Origin of the sequence: Faecalicatena orotica (assembly GCF_003149245.1) — a bacterium.
Lineage (GTDB): Bacteria > Bacillota > Clostridia > Lachnospirales > Lachnospiraceae > Faecalicatena_A > Faecalicatena_A orotica.
Genome location: NZ_QGDL01000001.1, coordinates 171817 through 190178, shown reverse-complemented (window position 1 = coordinate 190178; position 18362 = coordinate 171817). Strand labels below are relative to the sequence as shown.

The 18362-nt window shown below is 46.2% G+C and carries 17 protein-coding genes; all 17 read right to left on the bottom strand.

Annotation, left to right across the window (positions count from 1 at the left end; all coding sequences use genetic code 11):
* Positions 1-14: 14 nt before the first annotated feature.
* Complete coding sequence (locus A8806_RS00875) at positions 15-2405, bottom strand: homocysteine S-methyltransferase family protein (RefSeq protein WP_109729822.1); 2391 nt, start codon at positions 2403-2405, stop codon at positions 15-17.
* Between the two features lie 19 nt (positions 2406-2424).
* Entirely contained in the window at positions 2425-3066 is a 642-nt protein-coding gene (locus A8806_RS00870) for a vitamin B12 dependent-methionine synthase activation domain-containing protein (RefSeq protein WP_109729274.1), read from the bottom strand.
* 12 nt (positions 3067-3078) lie between these two features.
* Positions 3079-3948 (bottom strand): methylenetetrahydrofolate reductase [NAD(P)H], encoded by an 870-nt coding sequence (gene metF / locus A8806_RS00865; protein ID WP_109729273.1) that lies wholly within the window; start codon positions 3946-3948, stop codon positions 3079-3081.
* Between the two features lie 42 nt (positions 3949-3990).
* Positions 3991-5439 (bottom strand): glycogen synthase GlgA, encoded by a 1449-nt coding sequence (gene glgA, locus A8806_RS00860; protein WP_109729272.1) that lies wholly within the window; start codon positions 5437-5439, stop codon positions 3991-3993.
* 84 nt (positions 5440-5523) lie between these two features.
* On the bottom strand, positions 5524-6312 hold the full coding sequence (spo0A, locus tag A8806_RS00855; RefSeq protein ID WP_109729271.1) for a sporulation transcription factor Spo0A: 789 nt from the start codon (positions 6310-6312) through the stop codon (positions 5524-5526).
* A gap of 92 nt (positions 6313-6404) precedes the next feature.
* A complete protein-coding gene (gene spoIVB / locus A8806_RS00850) occupies positions 6405-7487 on the bottom strand; it encodes a SpoIVB peptidase (protein WP_109729270.1) in 1083 nt (360 codons plus the stop codon).
* 141 nt (positions 7488-7628) lie between these two features.
* The gene (recN, locus tag A8806_RS00845) at positions 7629-9305 is read right to left on the bottom strand and encodes a DNA repair protein RecN (protein ID WP_109729269.1); all 1677 of its coding nucleotides are present in this window, start codon (positions 9303-9305) and stop codon (positions 7629-7631) included.
* A gap of 9 nt (positions 9306-9314) precedes the next feature.
* Entirely contained in the window at positions 9315-9773 is a 459-nt protein-coding gene (argR, locus tag A8806_RS00840; RefSeq protein WP_109729268.1) for an arginine repressor, read from the bottom strand.
* A gap of 4 nt (positions 9774-9777) precedes the next feature.
* The gene (locus A8806_RS00835) at positions 9778-10611 is read right to left on the bottom strand and encodes an NAD(+)/NADH kinase (RefSeq protein WP_109729267.1); all 834 of its coding nucleotides are present in this window, start codon (positions 10609-10611) and stop codon (positions 9778-9780) included.
* 10 nt (positions 10612-10621) lie between these two features.
* Positions 10622-11425, bottom strand: a complete 804-nt coding sequence (locus A8806_RS00830; RefSeq protein WP_109729266.1) for a TlyA family RNA methyltransferase — start codon at positions 11423-11425, stop codon at positions 10622-10624.
* 2 nt (positions 11426-11427) lie between these two features.
* The gene (gene dxs, locus A8806_RS00825; protein ID WP_109729265.1) at positions 11428-13302 is read right to left on the bottom strand and encodes a 1-deoxy-D-xylulose-5-phosphate synthase; all 1875 of its coding nucleotides are present in this window, start codon (positions 13300-13302) and stop codon (positions 11428-11430) included.
* A gap of 66 nt (positions 13303-13368) precedes the next feature.
* Entirely contained in the window at positions 13369-14259 is an 891-nt protein-coding gene (locus A8806_RS00820; RefSeq protein WP_109729264.1) for a polyprenyl synthetase family protein, read from the bottom strand.
* Positions 14249-14494 carry an exodeoxyribonuclease VII small subunit gene (gene xseB, locus A8806_RS00815; protein ID WP_109729263.1) on the bottom strand — a complete coding sequence of 82 codons (246 nt, stop codon included), beginning with the start codon at positions 14492-14494 and terminating at the stop codon, positions 14249-14251. The genes A8806_RS00820 and xseB overlap by 11 nt, the downstream gene beginning before the upstream one ends.
* Positions 14484-15698, bottom strand: a complete 1215-nt coding sequence (gene xseA / locus A8806_RS00810) for an exodeoxyribonuclease VII large subunit (protein WP_109729262.1) — start codon at positions 15696-15698, stop codon at positions 14484-14486. The genes xseB and xseA overlap by 11 nt, the downstream gene beginning before the upstream one ends.
* On the bottom strand, positions 15691-16122 hold the full coding sequence (gene nusB, locus A8806_RS00805; RefSeq protein WP_109729261.1) for a transcription antitermination factor NusB: 432 nt from the start codon (positions 16120-16122) through the stop codon (positions 15691-15693). The genes xseA and nusB overlap by 8 nt, the downstream gene beginning before the upstream one ends.
* A 628-nt stretch (positions 16123-16750) precedes the next feature.
* Positions 16751-17317, bottom strand: coding sequence for a GNAT family N-acetyltransferase (locus A8806_RS00800; RefSeq protein WP_109729260.1), 567 nt, complete (start codon positions 17315-17317; stop codon positions 16751-16753).
* Positions 17318-17901: 584 nt separating this feature from the next.
* Positions 17902-18285 carry an Asp23/Gls24 family envelope stress response protein gene (locus A8806_RS00795; protein ID WP_109729259.1) on the bottom strand — a complete coding sequence of 128 codons (384 nt, stop codon included), beginning with the start codon at positions 18283-18285 and terminating at the stop codon, positions 17902-17904.
* Between the last annotated feature and the right edge of the window lie 77 nt (positions 18286-18362).

The following is an 18362-nucleotide window of genomic DNA, read 5'->3' as shown; positions in this document are numbered from 1 at the left end:
TAAAAAGAAGTACATTATTTGCCCTGAAGCAGTTCCTGTGCATAGTAAACGGACTGCATTGCATCCCTGCCGTAAAAGTCTGCCCCGATCATATCCGCATACTCCTGGTTCAGCACGGCGCCCCCGACCATAACCCTGCAGGAAGGAGCCTGCTTTCTGAGCTGTTTGATTGTCTCTTCCATGCTTACAACCGTTGTTGTCATAAGGGCACTTAAACCAACCAGACGGACATCTTTCTTAAGCACCGTATCCACAATTAGTTCCGGTGCGACATCTTTTCCGAGGTCTATGACATCGAAACCGTAGTTCTCAAGGAGTACTTTTACGATATTCTTTCCGATATCATGAATGTCCCCCTTAACCGTTGCCAGTACAATTTTTTCTTTCTTTTCTTCTACCTCTCCATCAGATGCAAAAGCATCTTTCAATATGGCAAACGATGCCTTTGCAGCCTCCGCGCTCATCAAAAGCTGCGGGAGGAAGACCGTACCATTCTCAAACCCTTTGCCAACCTTATCCAGTGCAGGAATCAGGAATTCATTGATAATATCAAGGGGCTTTCTGTCTTTCACAAGCCCTGATGTAATATGATGGGCCTCTTCTTTCAGCCCTTTTTCAATGGCAGTATCAAGAAGCATACTCTGTCCGGCTGATGGTGCCGCCTGTGCCGGGGCTGCCATCTGCGCATATTGGGATATATAAGTTTCGCAGTTTTTATCCAGATTCATCAGTGCGTGATAAGCATAATAAGACTTCATCATGTCCTCGGAAGAAGGATTGATAATGCCTGCGCTCAGGCCGTTAAACATTGCCATCGTATAAAAATTCGCGTTCACAACCGGACGGCTTGGCAGGCCAAAGGAGATATTGGAAACTCCCAGAACTGTATTCACTCCCAGCCCTTCCCTTACTTTCTTTAATGCCTCCAGCGTGACTTTAGCCCCCTCAGGTTCGGAACTGATCGTCATGGCAAGAACATCAATGACAATATCCTTCTTCTGAATCCCATACTTTCCGGCTTCTTCGATGATGCGGCGGGCTACCTTGACCCTGCCGTCTGCTGTTGGAGGAATGCCGTCTTCATCGAGGGCAAGTCCGATTACGACTCCTCCATATTTTTGAATCAGGGGGAATACGGCATCCATCGACTCCTGCTTGCCGCTGACTGAATTCACCATTGGTTTTCCGTTGTAAATACGAAGCGCCGTTTCCATCGCTTTTACATCCACCGTATCAATCTGCAGCGGCAGGCTCGTCACACTCTGAAGTTCTGTCACTACCTCTTTCATCATAGCCGCCTCGTCAATATCGGGGAGTCCGACATTGACATCCAGAATATGCGCACCCTTGTCCTGCTGGGTAATTCCCTCTTTCAGAATATAATCCATATCATGCTCTTTTAAAGCCTGTTTAAACTTCTTCTTTCCGGTAGGGTTGATACGCTCCCCTATAATTTTGGAGCCTTCTCCCAGAAATACAGCCTGCCCATAGGAAGAAACAACCGTCCATTCCTTCGGCTTTAAAGCCACCGGTTCCATTCCCCGGCAAAGTCCGGTCATCGCACGGATATGATCCGGGGTTGTACCGCAGCATCCCCCGATGACAACAGCACCTTTTCTGACAATTTCCTGCATCGTAGAAGCAAACGCTTCGGGAAGAACATCATAAACGGTTTTCCCATTTACCTGTTTGGGAAGACCCGCATTCGGCTTTACAATCACAGGCAGGGAAGAATATCTCAGAATCTGTTCCAGAATCGGCATCATCTGTTCCGGACCCAGACCACAGTTAATCCCGAGTGCATCTACCCTGAGCCCTTCCAGAAGTGCCGTGACCGACGGAACATCTGCTCCGGTCAGCAGTTTCGCACGCTCATCAAAGATCGTAGTTACAAAGACCGGAAGGGAGGTATTCTCCTTAGCTGCCAGCACTGCAGCCTTCAGCTCGTAGGTATCACTCATCGTCTCAATATGGATCAGGTCAGCCCCTGCTTCCTCGCCATATATCACCACTTCTTTGAATGCTTCATAGGCCTCCTCGAAATCCAGATCCCCCATAGGCTTTAAAAGCTTTCCGGTCGGACCGATATCCAGGGCCGTATATACTTCACGGTCCACATCCGCAAGTCCTGCCGCCCTCTTCACATGCCCCACGGCTTTCTCAACAATCTCTTTCAGAGACATGCTGCCGTCATGAAACTTCAAGGCATTTGCACCGAATGTATTGGTCAGTATGATGTCGCTTCCAGCTTCTATATACTTTTTATGTATCCCTGTTACAATCTCTGCATGAGTAATATTCCATGTTTCAGGGAGTTCTCCGGGCTTCAGCCCCTCCGCCTGCAAAAGAGTTCCCATTCCGCCGTCAAAAAACAGCAGTTCTTTTCCTAATCTGTCTAAAATCATATGATGTCCTTTCCGCTTATTATCTTCTGTATATGCAATCCTTTTTTTCACAAACTTCACAGCCCTTTATATGGCATTTCTCCGCCGTATCACTTGCCCCAATCACGGCAGTTACAGATTTCGTCGGCGTCATCATGTAACTGTCCGTCATCGTAAGCCCGATCGTCTTCGCACAATTCAGCATCTGTATGAGCGGGGCCTGAAAGCGAATGTCGAAATCTCCATATCCGGGACTGAATCTCGGCCTTAAGTGAAGCCCTTCTTTTTCCATTTCCATGCCAATCTCAGTCTGGCACCTGTCACAGTATTCCTCAAGCAAAGCGGCCGCGCATGCCTGAAGTACAACAGCCCCCGCCATATCTGTGACAGATGCACGTGTAATCAGCCTGTCAACACCGGCACCAAGCGTAGCGCCAAACAGAATAACTTTCCTGCATCCTTTGAGATTCCTGCCGAGACTTGAACTCTGTATCGCACTCGTTCCTATTGTAAACTCATCATCCGCCGTCTGATTGAAATCAAAGATGCGATAGATGGATTTCCTGCCTGCCGTCTCCTCCAGATTCCGAAAAGAATCTGAAATCAAAGCAAGAGTTCTTTCATCTACCGCATGCTTTCCATACCCCAGATAACGGATGGCCTCTTTTGTCATATCATCCATCTGTTATAACTCCTAGCATTTTATTATTTCTGATAAATTGCGCATAATTGCTTCTGCTGTCTCTGGCTTATTCATGGAATAAATATGAATATTCTTCACACCATTCGCAAGCAGGTCGATAATCTGATCCGTTGCATATGCGATCCCGGCCTGTTCCATCGCATTCGGATAATCACCGAACCTGTCCAGAATTGCCTGAAATCTTCTTGGGAAAACTGTCCCGGATAATTCTAAGCTGCGCTTCATCTGCTTTGCACTCGTAATAGGCATGATACCCGGCAGCACCGGTACCGTGATTCCGGCTTCACGGATACGGTATAAAAAATTGTAATGAATATCATTGTCGAAAAACATCTGGGTCGTCAGAAAATCAACACCGCTGTCCACTTTCTGCTTCAGAAACTTGATATCATCTTCCTTGTGCTCATTCTCAACATGGCCCTCCGGATAACAGGCTGCGCCGATACAGAAATCACCTGACCTGCGAATCTCCTCAACCAATTCGTAAGCATAATGGAACCTGTCTTCTGTCGGGAACGGCTGGTCTGCAGGGATGTCCCCGCGGAGCGCCAGAATGTTCTCTATTCCCAGTTCTTTCAGATTCGAGATTACACCCCTCACCTCATCCTTTGTGGATGATGCACATGTAAGGTGTGCCAGACTCTCGACCCCCAGATCCTCTTTGATATGCTTCGCGATCTTCGCTGTATTCCTGCTGGTTCCGCCGCCGGCACCGTATGTTACGCTGATGAAATCAGGCCTAAGTTCAGCAATCCTGTCTGTAGCCCTCATTACATTATCAACCCCCGCGTCTGTCTTTGGCGGAAATACTTCAAACGATATATGTATCCTGTCTTCTTTCAGTCTGTCTATAATCTTCATGCCTTTACTCTCCTGTGTATCGTTTTCACGCAGCAGCCCCTTCTATTCACCGATCAGGCTCTTATATAAATCATTGTACTGCCTTGCAGAATTCTTCCATGAAAAGTCCATATTCATGGCGCGCTCTACAATTTTATTCCAGTCACGTTTCTTATCATAATAGATACGTTCTGCGTAACGGACGGTATTCAGCATCTCCTGCGCATTGTAATTGCTGAAGCTGAAACCAGTTCCGGTCTTTTCAAATTCGTTATAGGGTTCTACAGTATCTTTCAAACCGCCGGTCTCCCTTACGATCGGGATTGTTCCGTAGCGGAGGCTCATAAGCTGGCTTAACCCGCATGGTTCAAATAAGGAAGGCATAAGGAACGCATCACATGATGCATAAATTTTATGCGATAACTCCTCCGAATAAAAGATATTGGCAGAAACCTTTCCTGAGTATTTCCATGCAAAATGTCTGAACATGTTCTCGTATTTTGCATCTCCTGTGCCAAGTACGACAATCTGAACCGCATCCTGGCAAAGTTCATCCATAACATAGTCTATCAGGTCAAACCCCTTCTGGTCCGTCAGTCTGGATACCATTCCGATCAACATTACTTTATTGTCTTTCTCCAGCCCGAGTTCTTCCTGAAGAGCCGCCTTATTAAAAGGTTTGTTCTTTCTGAAAGTCTCTACGGTAAACTTTCTCGCAATCCTGGTATCTGAAAACGGACAATACTCTTCATAATCCAGCCCGTTCACAATACCGCATAAATCATTGGCTCTCGCCCTCATCAATCCATCAAGTGCCTCCCCGTAGAACGGAGTCTTAATCTCCTCCGCATAGGTCTGGCTGACGGTCGTTACTTTATCTGCATATACGATTCCGCCTTTGAGCAGATTCGCATCTTTGTATGCTTCCATCTTATCCGGAGCGAAATAATATTCCGGCAGCCCGGTGATCTGGCGTACAGTCTTCGTGTCCCATACTCCCTGGAATTTTAAGTTATGTATTGTCATTACAGACTTGATCCCCCGGTAATACTCCCCAAGATAACGGAAGTTATCCAGATAAACAGGAATCAGCCCTGTCTGCCAGTCATGACAGTGGATCAGATCCGGGCGGAAACCGATCACCGGAAGAATACTAAGCACTGCCTTTGAGAAAAATGCAAACTTCTCAATATTCCACTTAGGATCCCCGTCATACGGTGCAAAACCGCCAAAATAAAATTCATTGTCAATAAAATAAAAGGTGATCTTGTCATATACACACTTCAAGATTCCGACATACTGGTCGACTCCAGCGATGTCCATATAAAAATGACTTTCATACTCCAGCATATCTTTCCACTTCTGGTTCATGCATGTATACTTTGGCAGAACAACCCTGACATCATATTCCTTCTTGTCGAAATACTTTGGCAATGAGCCGACAACATCTGCCAATCCACCTGTTTTAATAAAAGGTACACATTCTGAAGATGCAAATAAAATGTTTTTCATAAATACATCCCTCCACTTTCCTTGAGTTCTCTTCGAAGCCTTATTACTGACTATTATACCTCATTTTCTGAGCAAAGGGAAGAATTATCTGTGCTTATACTCCAATTGGATCGTATCCGCAATCAAAGCTATGAATTCAGAGTTCGTCGGTTTCCCCTTTCCTGTGCTGACAGTATAACCAAACAATTCATCCAGCGTATCCAGTTTCCCGCGGTTCCACGCCACTTCAATTGCATGGCGGATTGCGCGCTCCACACGGCTGGATGTTGTCTGATATTTCTTTGCCACTGTCGGATATAGTACTTTTGTAATAGCATTCAGTACATCCATATCTTCAACAGCCATCATTATTGCATCTCTTAAATAATGGTACCCTTTGATATGTGCAGGAATCCCAATCTCATGAAGCATGTTAGTGACACGGTTTTCCAGGTCTTCTTCTCTGATATTGGTATTTCCAGTAATTTCATCATTTTTCTTATCGTGATTCCGGAACACTTTTCTTACAGTTTTTATACGATTCAACAACATCTCGTTATTAAAAGGTTTCATGATGTAGTAATTTGCGCCTTTGTTGAAAGCATCTTCTGTAATTTTTTCCTGTCCAACCGCTGTTACGACAATAAAATCAGGGCGTTTTGTCATAGTTTTATCCTGATTAATCTGCTCCATAACGGTTAATCCGTCCATTTTCGGCATAATCAGATCAAGTAAAACCACGTCTGGCTGTTGATTTCTGATGATTTGACACATCTCCTCACCGTTTTTAGCCTTTCCCACCACATTCAGTTCCTTGTCCATGTTGATAATTTCTTCCAGTAAATCCAGAATTCTCTCATTATCATCAGCGATGGCCACGTTTAAATGTTCCATAATCCCTCTCTCCTCTTAAGGACCCGGACTGAGAAACGCCACTCGATTATTATATCTGTCAATGATTGCAGAATCAAGGGTAATTTGTTGCTCTAATTCGACAAACTATGACTTGCAACATTCTCCAGCATATTTTCGATAAAAATGCCGTAACCTTTTGTGGAATCCTGCACGAATACATGGGTCACAGCACCGATCAGTTTCCCATTCTGGAGGATGGGGCTCCCGCTCATCCCCTGTATGATTCCCCCCGTCTTTTCAAGGAGTCCGGGGTCTGTCACCTGGATCACCAGTCCCTTGTTGGCTTCCCGTCCGGAATAGTCGATATCTGTCACCTTAATGTTATATTCCTTGACCTCATTGTCGACAAAGCAACGTATTGTCGCGTCGCCCACTTCCACCTCTTCTTTGGCCGCAGTCTGTACAGGAATCTGGTCGGTAAACAGTTCGTCGATTTTGTCAACCTTTCCATATATTCCTTCGTCTGTATTTTTTTCAATAGTGCCTAATTTGTTGTAGCCGTTATAGACAATGATGCCTTCCATGCTTCCCGGAATTCCATTTTCACCCTTTTTTATGGAATGGATGCTCGTCTTGTACAGGGTTCCGTCTGCAATTGACAGCAGGACATTCGTATCTGTGTCATGGATCCCATGCCCCAGAGCACCGAATTCACTGTTCCCTGTCAAAAACGTTACGGTTCCCAGCCCCTGTACATTGTCCCTCACCCAGATTCCCAGCTTGTACTCATCCGGTTCACATTCTACAGGCTTAACCTTCACATCAATCGTCTCATCATCTCTTCTTAACTGCAGTACGACTTCATCCTCATCGAGTTCTTTCAGTGATTCCATCAATTCTTTCTTATTATCAATCTTTTTCCCGTTAAATCCGGTAATATAATCCCCGCATTTTACCAGATGGCCTGCCGGTTCATAATCCACACCGTCTATTCCTTTGATATGGTCTGTATCCAGCACCATCACCCCGTCTGTCTCCATATAGATACCAACCGGCATTCCGCCAACCAGCACAGTATCTTCGCTGATTGCTTCTGTGCTGACCTCAGTCTGCTCCACAGCATCAGCCGCCATCCACCCAAAATATCCCGCCGCCGAAGACAAAAAAACAGCAGAAAATAAAACAAGCAGTCGATTCTGCCAGCGCTTATCCATGCATCCACACCCTTCCCGTGCTTCTGTCAATTAACTGACATGCACTTTTTAAAATGGAGTTTCCCTTATTAGAAAGAAAAACGGATACCATCTCTGGTATCCGTTTTAGTATGTGTACACATAGCAGTTTTCACTCTGGTATTATATTTCACGCTTTGCCATTTCTTTCATCTCCGCGGCGCTCTCCAGAATCTTGCCGGTAACTTTTGCACCGCCTAAGAGTCTCGCAAGCTCCTCGACAGACTCCTGTTCTCCAAGACAGGAGATTTCTGTTTTTGTGATATTAGACTTTGCTTCTTTCTGAATCAGATAATGGGCATCTGCCATTGCTGCAATCTGGGGAAGGTGTGTGATACAGATCACCTGCCGGCTGTTTCCGATCACGTGCATCTTCTCCGCGACTTTACCGGCCGTTATCCCGCTTATTCCTGTGTCAATCTCATCAAAAATCAGGGTCGGCGTATCCTCTTTATCCGCAAGCACCGTCTTGATTGCAAGCATAATTCTGGAAAGTTCACCGCCGGATGCCACATTTCCCAGCGGTTTTAGGTCTTCTCCCGGATTTGTCGAGATGTAAAATTCACCATCGTCCACTCCATTGGAAGAATAGGTTTCAAGACGGTTAAGCCGCATTTCAAACTTCACATCGAGAAAATTCAGGTCTTTCAGCCCCTGCGTGATTTCTTTCACAAAAGAAACGGATGCCTTTTGCCTCTCTTTACTTAATGCAACAGAATGCTTCTCCAATTCTTTTTCGCATTTTTTAAGGTTCTCTTCCAATTCAGCAATATAATTTTCATAATCTTTCAGTTCGTTTAGTCTTTCCTTCCTGATCTGGCAATATTCCTGGATTTCACTGACACTGTTCCCATATTTTGCCTTTAAATGGTTGATCAGGTTCAGGCGGTTCTCTGTCTCGTAAAAATCTTCCTCTGAAAAATCAAAGCTCTTTTCATATTCGGAAAGTTCCCGGTTAAAATCATTCAGAAGGCTGTCAATCTCTACAAGCTGTTCATACAGGGCAGCGCCCTTGTCATCACACTCACTGACATCCTGGAATGCACGTATTGCACGGCTTAGCAGGTCGCTGGCGTTCCCTGCGGCAGATTCACTTGTATACTGGTAAGTCTCCGAGATTCCTTCCGTAAAGCGTCTGCTCTCTGTCATACGCTGATAGAGTGATTCCAGTTCCTCATCTTCATTCATCCGAAGGCCTGCTTCTTCAATCTCCCTCACTTCAAACTCTGTCAGAGAAATTTCTTTCTGCCTGCTTTGTTCATCCATACCGGATTCTTCCACTGCCTTTTTACATTTCTGGTACTCCCTGTAAGCTCTGGAAATAGAAGCCTTCATCGGCTCTATTTTGTCCTTTGCGTAAACGTCCAGAAGGGCCAGATGGTTCTTTTTATGTAACAGCGCCTGGTGCTCGTGCTGCCCGTGAATGTCAATCAGAATACTGGCTACATCTTTCAACACACTCATATTGACCGTCTCGCCGTTAATCTTGCTTACAGAACGTCCTTCCATTAGTTTTCTGGACAGCACCAGCATCCCGTCTTCCGGGAAAATATCCAGAGCCTCCAGTTGTTTTACAACAGACTCATCCTCTGCGGTAAAGATCAACTCCACAAGGCCGAACTGTGCGCCGCTGCGAAGCATATCTGCGTTATACCTGCCGCCGAGGGCAAGGTTCACAGAGCCCAGAATAATAGATTTCCCGGCTCCTGTCTCTCCGGTCAGGATATTTAACCCCTGCCGGAATTCTACTTCAATTTCATCAATCAATGCTAAGTTTTTTACATGCAGATATTGTAACATATTTTTTTCCTAATTCCCTTTTGACACAATCTTCCGAATCTTGTCCATAACAGCTACTGTCTCATCTACACTGCGAATCGCACACATAATCGTGTCATCCCCTGCGATACAGCCCACTACTTCTTTCCATTTCATAGCGTCGATTGCCGCTGCAACTGCCATTGCCATGCCTGAGACCGTTTTAATTACAAGAATATTCTGTGCCATATCCATTGAAATATACCCGTCTTTCAGTACACGGATATACTTCTCACTCATCCCGTCTTCTTCGGGCCTCAGCACTACATATTTTTGCTTTCCGCCATCCACTGATACCTTGGTAAGCTTCAGGTCACGGATGTCTCTGGAAACGGTTGCCTGAGTTACTTTGAATCCCGCATTATTCAGACGCTCCGCCAGTTCCTCCTGTGTTTCAATATCATTCTGGCTAATTAATTCGATTATTTTTGCATGACGACTGACCTTCATTGTTCTAGTTTCCTTTCATTTTCTTGCGCATAGTCTTCATAAAACTCTCTTTACTCAGTTTTATCAGCTTTGTTGTCTCACGTGCCTTCCTGATCAGAATCTTGTCGCCTGTCACAAGTGGTATTGTACTTGCCCCGTCAAACGTCACGCTGGCATGTTCTGTCCTTCCGTAACGGCCTTCGCATATTTCCACTTCTATCGTATCCTCTGCGGAAAGAACGATGCTGCTCGTATTGAGCGCATGTGAACAGATTGGTGTAATCACAAACATGCTTGCAGTCGGTTCCACAATCGGGCCGCCCGCCGACAGGTTATATCCTGTAGTCCCTGTCGGTGTGGATATGATTACACCATCTGCCAGATAACTGTTCAGCATCTCCCCGTTGACATAGACATTGAAATGCACGACACGCAGACTTCCTTCCCTCGTCACCACGATATCGTTCATCGCCACATCATCTATGAGTCCCTCTACCGTACCATGCATCATCATACGCTGTTCAATATCCGGTACCGTAGTAAATAACCGGTCCAGTGCTTTTTGATAATCTCTAAGCTCTACTTCTGTAAGATACCCCAGCGTCCCAAGATTAATTCCAAGCAGCGGTATATTATGACCTTCCAGTTCCCGTGCGGCGCGGATCAGTGTACCGTCACCGCCAAGCACAAGTGCACACTCCATGCCCTTCGGCACCGTACCGGGGATGATATGGCCTTCCTCATCCTTTTCCGATAAAATGCACTTCCTGTTATTCCTTTCGATATAGCCCATGATCTCTTTTGTAATTTTGAGGTCACCGTCCTTGAGCATATTCGTTATCATATAAAAATTATCCATTCCCCACCTCTTACTTTGCCAGTGTTTCAAACGCCCTGTCCACTACAGACTGAAGATCAACTGCAATCTCAGGTGCACCTTCTGCACACTTTTTTAAATGAATCAGGTACTCGATGTTTCCCTCGGGTCCCTTGATAGGTGAAAAGTCGATATTTAAGATCTCAAATCCTATGGAATTTGCATAGGACGCCACTTTTTCTATGACCTCATGGTGCGTACTGCGTTCCCTCACGACACCCTTTTTTCCGACCTTCTCACGGCCTGCTTCGAACTGAGGTTTGATCAGCGCCACGATTTCCCCATCCTCTGTCAGATAATTGCGGATCGGTTCCAGTACCTTTGTCAGGGAGATAAAGGAGACATCAATGGATGAAAAATCCACCGGCTCGCCGATGTCCTCAGGTGTCACATAACGGATATTCGTCTTCTCCATACAGACCACCCGCTCATCCTGCCGCAGTTTCCAATCCAGCTGCCCTCTTCCCACATCTATGGCAAATACTTTCACTGCACCGTTCTGAAGCATGCAGTCTGTAAAACCGCCCGTGGAGGAGCCCACATCCGTACATACCTTTCCTTCCACTGTAACGTCAAAATTAGCAAGTGCCTTCTCCAGCTTCAGCCCGCCGCGGCTAACATAGGGCAGCGTATGCCCCTTCACCTCGATCCGGACTTCTTCCGGGAAGGAGGAACCCGCCTTGTCCTCTCTCTGCCCGTCCACGAATACATTGCCGGACATAATGATTGCCTTTGCTTTTTCTCTGGATTCTGCAAGGTTTCGTTTTACCAGCAGAACATCTAATCGTTCCTTCATGTCTATTCTTTCCTTATCGTCAAGTATTCTGTAATAATCTGTTTTACGATGGTCTCCTCGTCCAGGCCGACTTCCCTGCGCAACACATCTACATTGCCGTGCTCTACATAATCATCGGGTATCCCGATATTCAGCATATGCACACCCAGACGCGCCCTTGAGACATATTCCAGAACCTGTTCGCCATATCCGCCTGTTAGGACGTTTTCCTCGATTGTGACGAAAAGCTCATGTTCCGCAGCCAGCTGTTCCAGTACATCCTGATCCAGCGGCTTGACAAACCTTGCATTGACCAGACTGCAGCTGTACCCGATATCTTTTAACCGGATCCGCACCTTCTCAGCGATAGAAGCCATATGCCCTACAAAAAAGATTGCAATATCTTCTTCCTCATACAAGATCTCACTTCGGCCATACTGCAGCTTTTCACGGAACTCTTTCAGTCCCTCGTACGCTTCCCCGCGAGGATACCTCAGAGCAACCGGATAACCGAAGTCAACCGCAAAACGTACCATATCCGCCATCTCCCAGCGGTTCTTGGGAGACATAACCGTCATATTCGGGATGGTGGATAAAAATGAAAGGTCGAACAGTCCCTGATGGGTCTCCCCGTCACTTCCCACCAGGCCCGCACGGTCCACGGCAAGCACAACAGGAAGCTTCTGCAGGCAGATATCGTGGATCGTCTGGTCATATGCCCTCTGCAGGAACGAGGAGTACAGGGCAACCACCGGTTTCATTCCGCCTGCCGCCAGTCCTGCCGCAAAGGTAAGTGCATGTTCCTCCGCGATCCCCACATCAAAAAACCGGTCAGGGAAATACTTCTGGAAACGGTCCAGCCCGGTTCCCCCTGCCATTGCTGCAGTGATTGCAGTGACCTTTTCATCATGTCTGCCAATATCGCACAAAACCTTTGAAAATACATCCGTATAGCTGTCTTTTCCGCCGGAGGACTTAGCCTCCCCCGTTTCTATCACGAAAGGACCTGTCCCGTGGAATCTGGAAGGATTCTTCTCCGCTGGTTCATAGCCTTTGCCCTTTTTTGTCAGCACATGGACAAGGACCGCATGGTCAACACGCTTGGCCTCATTTAAGATTTTGTAAAGTTTTCTCACGTCATGTCCGTCCACAGGACCGAGATACGTGATCCCCATATCCTCGAAAAACATACCGGGAACGATTAGCTGCTTTAATCCGCTCTTCGTCTTTTTCATCTGGTGCACGATCTTCTCTCCCTGCACGGGAATTTTCATAAGCGTATCTTCCACGCCTTTTTTCAAGCCGACATATGCCTCTGCCGTACGCAGGCCGTTCAGATATCTGGACATGCCTCCCACATTCTCAGAAATAGACATATTGTTGTCATTGAGAACGATGATAAAATTACTTTTCAGGCGTGCGGCATTATTCAATGCCTCATAAGCCATCCCACCCGTCATGGAACCGTCCCCAATGATGGACACGACATGGTGTTCTTCTCCCAGAATGTCTCTGGCAGCCACATATCCGAGTCCCGCCGAGATGGATGTAGAACTGTGGCCCGTATCAAAGGCATCGCAGTCACTTTCCTTGCGCTTTGGGAACCCGCTCATGCCGCCATACTTCCGAAGATCATCAAACCCGGCCCTCCGGCCTGTCAGAAGCTTATGGGTATATGCCTGATGCCCCACATCCCAGATCAGCTTGTCGTCAGGCAGGTCGAATACCAGATGCAGGGCCATAGTAAGCTCCACCACGCCCAGGTTCGACGCTAGATGGCCCCCCGTATTACTAATTTTTTCGATTAGAAATTCCCTGATCTCTTCCGCCAGCGGCCCCAGTTCTTCCGGCTCCAGTTCTTTTATATCGTTTTCCTTTTGAATTTTCTCCAGTATCATAAGGAATCCCTCTCTCTTACTTAGTTTCAGCCCTAAAGCAGTCTGCCTGCTCTTTACGGTACTTTTTTATTTGTCACGGCTAATCAGTGACACCAGCAGTTCCTTTAGGTAGTCATCCTTTGGATTCAGGCCATCCAGCTTTAGTACTGCCTCTTGTGAAATCTGTTCCACAAGTTTTTTAGCCTCCTCAAGCCCTTTCCATGTGACGTAAGTAGTCTTCTCGTTCTTCTCGTCACTGTGGATTGGTTTACCAAGCACCTCGGCGGTGCTGGTGACATCAAGGATATCATCCTGAATCTGGAAAGCCAGTCCAACCTTGCCTGCTATCTCTTCTACTGTTTTAACCTGCGCCTCATCCGCACCGGAAAGCACCGCCCCGATCATCATTGACGATTCCATCAAAGCCCCTGTCTTTAATTGGTAAATGAAATCCAGTACTTCTCCGGAAACAGTTGTTCCGGCAGACTTTACATCTACCACCTGGCCGCCTATCATCCCGTAGATTCCTGCTTTACCGGCCAGAATCTGAATGGCCCGCCCAATCCTCAGACTGTCCTTGGCAGACAGGTCAAAGGCCTTCGCAGCAGTCTCAAACGCGTAATTCAGTAGTGCGTCACCGGCCAGAATACCCATGTCCTCCCCGTACACAACATGGGTCGTCTTTCTTCCGCGGCGGTAGTCATCATTATCCATCGCCGGCAGGTCATCATGAACAAGGGAGTAAGTATGGATCATCTCTATCGCCGCCATGAACGGTTCAATTACAACATCATTCCCGCCGAACAGCCTGTAAGTCTCCTGCATCAGCATGGGCCTGAGTCTCTTGCCGCCCGCCATCAGGCTGTATTCCATTGCTTCCATAATCACTTTCTGGAACCCTTCCTTCTCAGGGAGGTATTTTCTCAGTATACGTTCAATTTCTTCTACTTTTTTCTGGTATGCTTCTTTAAAATTCATGAGTCTCTCCATCCTCATCCAGTATCTGAACCTTTTTCTCTACAGTATCGATTGTTTCGTTGCACTCTTTTAGCATCTCCATCCCCTTCTGATAAAGCTGGAATGATTCTTCCAGAGATACATCCTCCCCTTCCAGTCTGGCAACAACCCCGTCCAGACTTTCGAACAATTCCTCCAGAGAGAGCTTCTTCTCCTGTTTGGCTTCTTTCGCCTTAGCGGCCGTCTTACCTGCCATCTTCTGTCACCTCCGCAATCTCTTTTACCTCTGCACGGATACTTCCATCCGTCATATAAATTCTTACTAGATCCCCCTGTTTTGTCTGATGCACAGACTTTATATTTTCACCGGCATTCCCTTCTACATAGGAATACCCCTGGTTCAGCTTTGCAAGGGGCGATAAACCTTTCATCTGTTCTACATAGAGTGCAAACCGGTGCCGCTTCTTCCTAAGGCAGTCTTCCATCAAAAACCGCAGTCTCTGCTCCGTATCTGCCGCACGTTGTCTCTGCTGAAGCAGCTTCTGCCTCGGGTGTGCCAGTTTTAACTTCAGTGCAGCCTGTCCTGCACGGCTTCTCTCCCTCGTAATCCGCTGCATCATACTGCGCCTCATGCGCGCCTCGTATTCCCGCATCACACCGGCCGTTCCAAGATATTCATAAACAGCCAGCTCCGCAGCGGCCGAAGGCGTCGGTGCACGTAAATCAGCAACATAATCGGCGATCGTTGTATCGGTCTCATGTCCGACCGCAGAAATCACCGGTACACGGCAGTCAAATATCGCCCTTGCAACCGCCTCTTCGTTAAAAGCCCAGAGGTCTTCGATCGAACCGCCACCGCGGCCGACGATCATGACATCCACGCCTCTTTCCTCCAGTGTCCTGATTCCGCGGACAATACTCTGTACCGCCCCCTCCCCCTGCACAAGCGCAGGGTACAGAATCAGCTGCACATAAGGGTTCCTGCGGGATGCAATATTAATAATATCACGCACGGCAGCACCCGTAGGCGCCGTCACAATCCCGACTGTCTTTACATATTGGGGAATAGGCTGCTTATAGTCCTTTGCAAACATGCCCATCTCTTCCAGTTCCTTTTTCAGTGCCTCAAACTTCTCATAAAGGAGCCCCGCGCCGTCAAGTATGATTTCTTTTGCATAGAGCTGGTACTTTCCGTCCCTCTCATATACACTGACAGATCCCAGCACAACCACCTGCTGGCCCTCCTGCATACGAAAAGAAAGCCCTGACCGCGAACCCGCGAACATTACGCAGGCTATCGTGCCGGACTCATCCTTTAACGAAAAATATATATGCCCTGACGTATGATATTTACAATTAGACACCTCACCCTTGATATATATCCTGTTCAGCATAAAGTCCTGGGTGAACATATTCTTAATATATGTGTTAACCTGCCTTACTGTATAGACATTACGCATCTTTCTGTTTATCCTTCTCTGACCTTTCATCTGTCAGCTTTGCAAGTACGCCATTCACAAATGCAGGCCCTTCTTCGCCGCTGAATCTCTTCGCCAGTTCCACAGCCTCGTTGATCGCAACCCCTGTCGGCACATCATCATCCCACTTCATCTCATAAACTGCAAGACGCAGAATCGTAAGATCAACCTTGCTCATCCTTATAGTCTTCCACCCGGTCGTCTTCTCATTCAAAATCTTGTCAATTTCTTCCACTCTGGACACAATTGCTTCGAACTTTGTCTTTATGTATTCTTTATCATCATCTGAAGCACTAAGCAGATTTTCAAAATAAAGCTCCAGGTGCTCCGGCATATCACTCATCTCATTAAATTCAATCTGGAACAGCATCTTAAAAATATGTTCCCGAAGTTCTCTTCTTACCATAGTGTCTCCTTTCCATTTACATCCGTTAGAAAATAAAGGATGTATTGCGACCTAATCATTATACAACACAATCCCCACCCATTGCAATTTAAAAATGCGTTATCTGGCGGCGTTATCTGGCAGTATAGTTAAAGGGCCGCTTGCCAGAAGGGGAAACGAGGGGCGGGGAAAGGGACCGGGATGGGTTTGGATTGCAGATCATTCTACTAAGCAGGTCTAAATAAAAAGCGGCCGGATCAGTGGAAATCCGAGGAATGCGCTCTGTTTGCCTGATGCAAACAAAGCTTAGCCCTCGTTGAAATTTGTTTTGGAAAACAAATTTCATTCCGCTGATCCGGCCACTTTTTATTAAGTCCTGCTAAGTCTCATTTATGCAAATCCACCCCCACACCGGTCCCTTTCCCCGCCCCTCGTTTCCCCTCCCGTCAAGCTCGGTTCATCCAAGTGCAGAAAACACGTTCCCCTGCGGGGGCTCACTGCCGTGAAGGCGTATGAATTCGCTGGAATTCTCAATGTCGATATCAATATCAGGCTAATGATTTAATTTCTTTAAAATTTGGCTCCATTTGGATTTTTCCAAAGTTTAACAATATTTTCCTTATTCTGAGACCTTCTTTCCAAACTGAATTTATTTCTCTAAAATGAAATATGACTCATATTCTGTTCCATCATGTCCTATTAGTTTTTCCGTTGTGTGTTTAAATCCTAACTTTTTCAATGCCGAGATACGTTCTGTCGCTGATGTAATAGCTTTTGTAGCGATTTTATCGCAATGAAACAGTATATATGCGGGTTCGATTATCAACTTTAGGATTTTAACAATTTCACTTTCAATTTCATAATCGCTTCGAATATCCAGTCTAAGCAAACCACAATCTGTAAAATAATCCTCGGCTTCTCTGTGGAAAAGCTCTATCGTACCTATTGCTTCATTTGTTTCCTTTGAAACAATCGTCCAACGGACGAATCCATGTCTATTATACTCCCAAAGCCAATATTCAATCGCCTGTTCCATTCTGTTTTCAGTTATATAGTGAAAATCATCCCCACCACAATTATCACTATTAAAGAATAGTAAGGATTTTTCATCAGAATACACTTTTAACAAATCTGCTTTATCCTCTTTATTTACCATTCTCAGCATATAAAATTCATTTTCATAGTTAGGACAATTTTTATATACATCAACTACCATGTTACTCCCTCCCCTAAAAATTCAAATTCGTTTATCTCACGTTCAAATAATTATACGATAATCTATCAGCCATTTCAATATACACCTTTGTACTTTCTTATGCGTAATTGTAATTTCCTCGTTCTGCTCCTCTTTCGTATTGTCTTTAAAAAGTATACCCTCCTGACCCCAATTCCGTTTCATCCAACCATAAAAATTCTGCCGCACCCCGCATCAGCTTCCGCAGGAAGCGCTATGCATACGGCCGGAAGAAGCCCAGCTTTGTGAGGGGGCGGGTGGTGAGCTGGGCTGGATGGGCCTGTGCCGTTGCAGAGTGCTTAAAGTGCGGCTTACGAATTCTTAGAATAAAAAAGCGGAAAACAGAGGGAGAAACGTGATTCCGAATCACGTTTCTGGCTGACCCAGAGCGGGAAAATATCAATTTTCCCGTGATGTGTCAGCCGTACCTCTGTTTTCCGCTTTTTTGTTCTTAGAATCCGTTAGCAAACGACGTGCACTCTGCAACGGTACAGGCCCATCCGGCACAGCTCACCGCCCGTCCCCTCACAAAGTGGACCCCTGTCGCCCACTTGCCATCCGCTATCCTACTCCTGATTCTCCATCTCGACGCCTGCTACTTTGATGTTGACGTCTGCTACTTCGAGTCCTGTCATGTTCTCGACAGCATTTTTTACTTTTTCCTGTACCTTGGAAGAGATCTCCATGATACTGTAGTTATATTTCAGGTTCAGTGCCAGTGATACGGTCACTACGCCCTCAAGCACGTCCACCTTTACGCCTTTGGAAAGGTTCTTCATGCCGAGCTTGCTGATCAGCTCGTTTGTGATATTCCCTGCCATTGATGCAACACCCTCTACTTCTGTAGCGGCCAGTGCTGCTATGATTGCAACTACTTCGTCTGCAATCTTAACTTCTCCTAAGCTGGAGTCGTTCTGTATTGAATAGGTATTTCTTTCATCCTTTGCCATTTGTAAAAACCTCCTGTCGGTTTGAATCTTTTTTCATCCTTTTTACATTATAACAAATATCCCTATGTTTGCAAAGG

Bases quoted from the DNA above. Each gene is read 5' to 3' on its own strand.
- A8806_RS00875 (WP_109729822.1), bottom strand. From the start codon at position 2,405: ATGATTTTAGACAGATTAGGAAAAGAACTGCTGTTTTTTGACGGCGGA.
- A8806_RS00870 (WP_109729274.1), bottom strand. From the start codon at position 3,066: ATGGATGATATGACAAAAGAGGCCATCCGTTATCTGGGGTATGGAAAG.
- metF (WP_109729273.1), bottom strand. From the start codon at position 3,948: ATGAAGATTATAGACAGACTGAAAGAAGACAGGATACATATATCGTTT.
- glgA (WP_109729272.1), bottom strand. From the start codon at position 5,439: ATGAAAAACATTTTATTTGCATCTTCAGAATGTGTACCTTTTATTAAA.
- spo0A (WP_109729271.1), bottom strand. From the start codon at position 6,312: ATGGAACATTTAAACGTGGCCATCGCTGATGATAATGAGAGAATTCTG.
- spoIVB (WP_109729270.1), bottom strand. From the start codon at position 7,487: ATGGATAAGCGCTGGCAGAATCGACTGCTTGTTTTATTTTCTGCTGTT.
- recN (WP_109729269.1), bottom strand. From the start codon at position 9,305: ATGTTACAATATCTGCATGTAAAAAACTTAGCATTGATTGATGAAATT.
- argR (WP_109729268.1), bottom strand. From the start codon at position 9,773: ATGAAGGTCAGTCGTCATGCAAAAATAATCGAATTAATTAGCCAGAAT.
- A8806_RS00835 (WP_109729267.1), bottom strand. From the start codon at position 10,611: ATGGATAATTTTTATATGATAACGAATATGCTCAAGGACGGTGACCTC.
- A8806_RS00830 (WP_109729266.1), bottom strand. From the start codon at position 11,425: ATGAAGGAACGATTAGATGTTCTGCTGGTAAAACGAAACCTTGCAGAA.
- dxs (WP_109729265.1), bottom strand. From the start codon at position 13,302: ATGATACTGGAGAAAATTCAAAAGGAAAACGATATAAAAGAACTGGAG.
- A8806_RS00820 (WP_109729264.1), bottom strand. From the start codon at position 14,259: ATGAATTTTAAAGAAGCATACCAGAAAAAAGTAGAAGAAATTGAACGT.
- xseB (WP_109729263.1), bottom strand. From the start codon at position 14,494: ATGGCAGGTAAGACGGCCGCTAAGGCGAAAGAAGCCAAACAGGAGAAG.
- xseA (WP_109729262.1), bottom strand. From the start codon at position 15,698: ATGCGTAATGTCTATACAGTAAGGCAGGTTAACACATATATTAAGAAT.
- nusB (WP_109729261.1), bottom strand. From the start codon at position 16,122: ATGGTAAGAAGAGAACTTCGGGAACATATTTTTAAGATGCTGTTCCAG.
- A8806_RS00800 (WP_109729260.1), bottom strand. From the start codon at position 17,317: ATGGTAGTTGATGTATATAAAAATTGTCCTAACTATGAAAATGAATTT.
- A8806_RS00795 (WP_109729259.1), bottom strand. From the start codon at position 18,285: ATGGCAAAGGATGAAAGAAATACCTATTCAATACAGAACGACTCCAGC.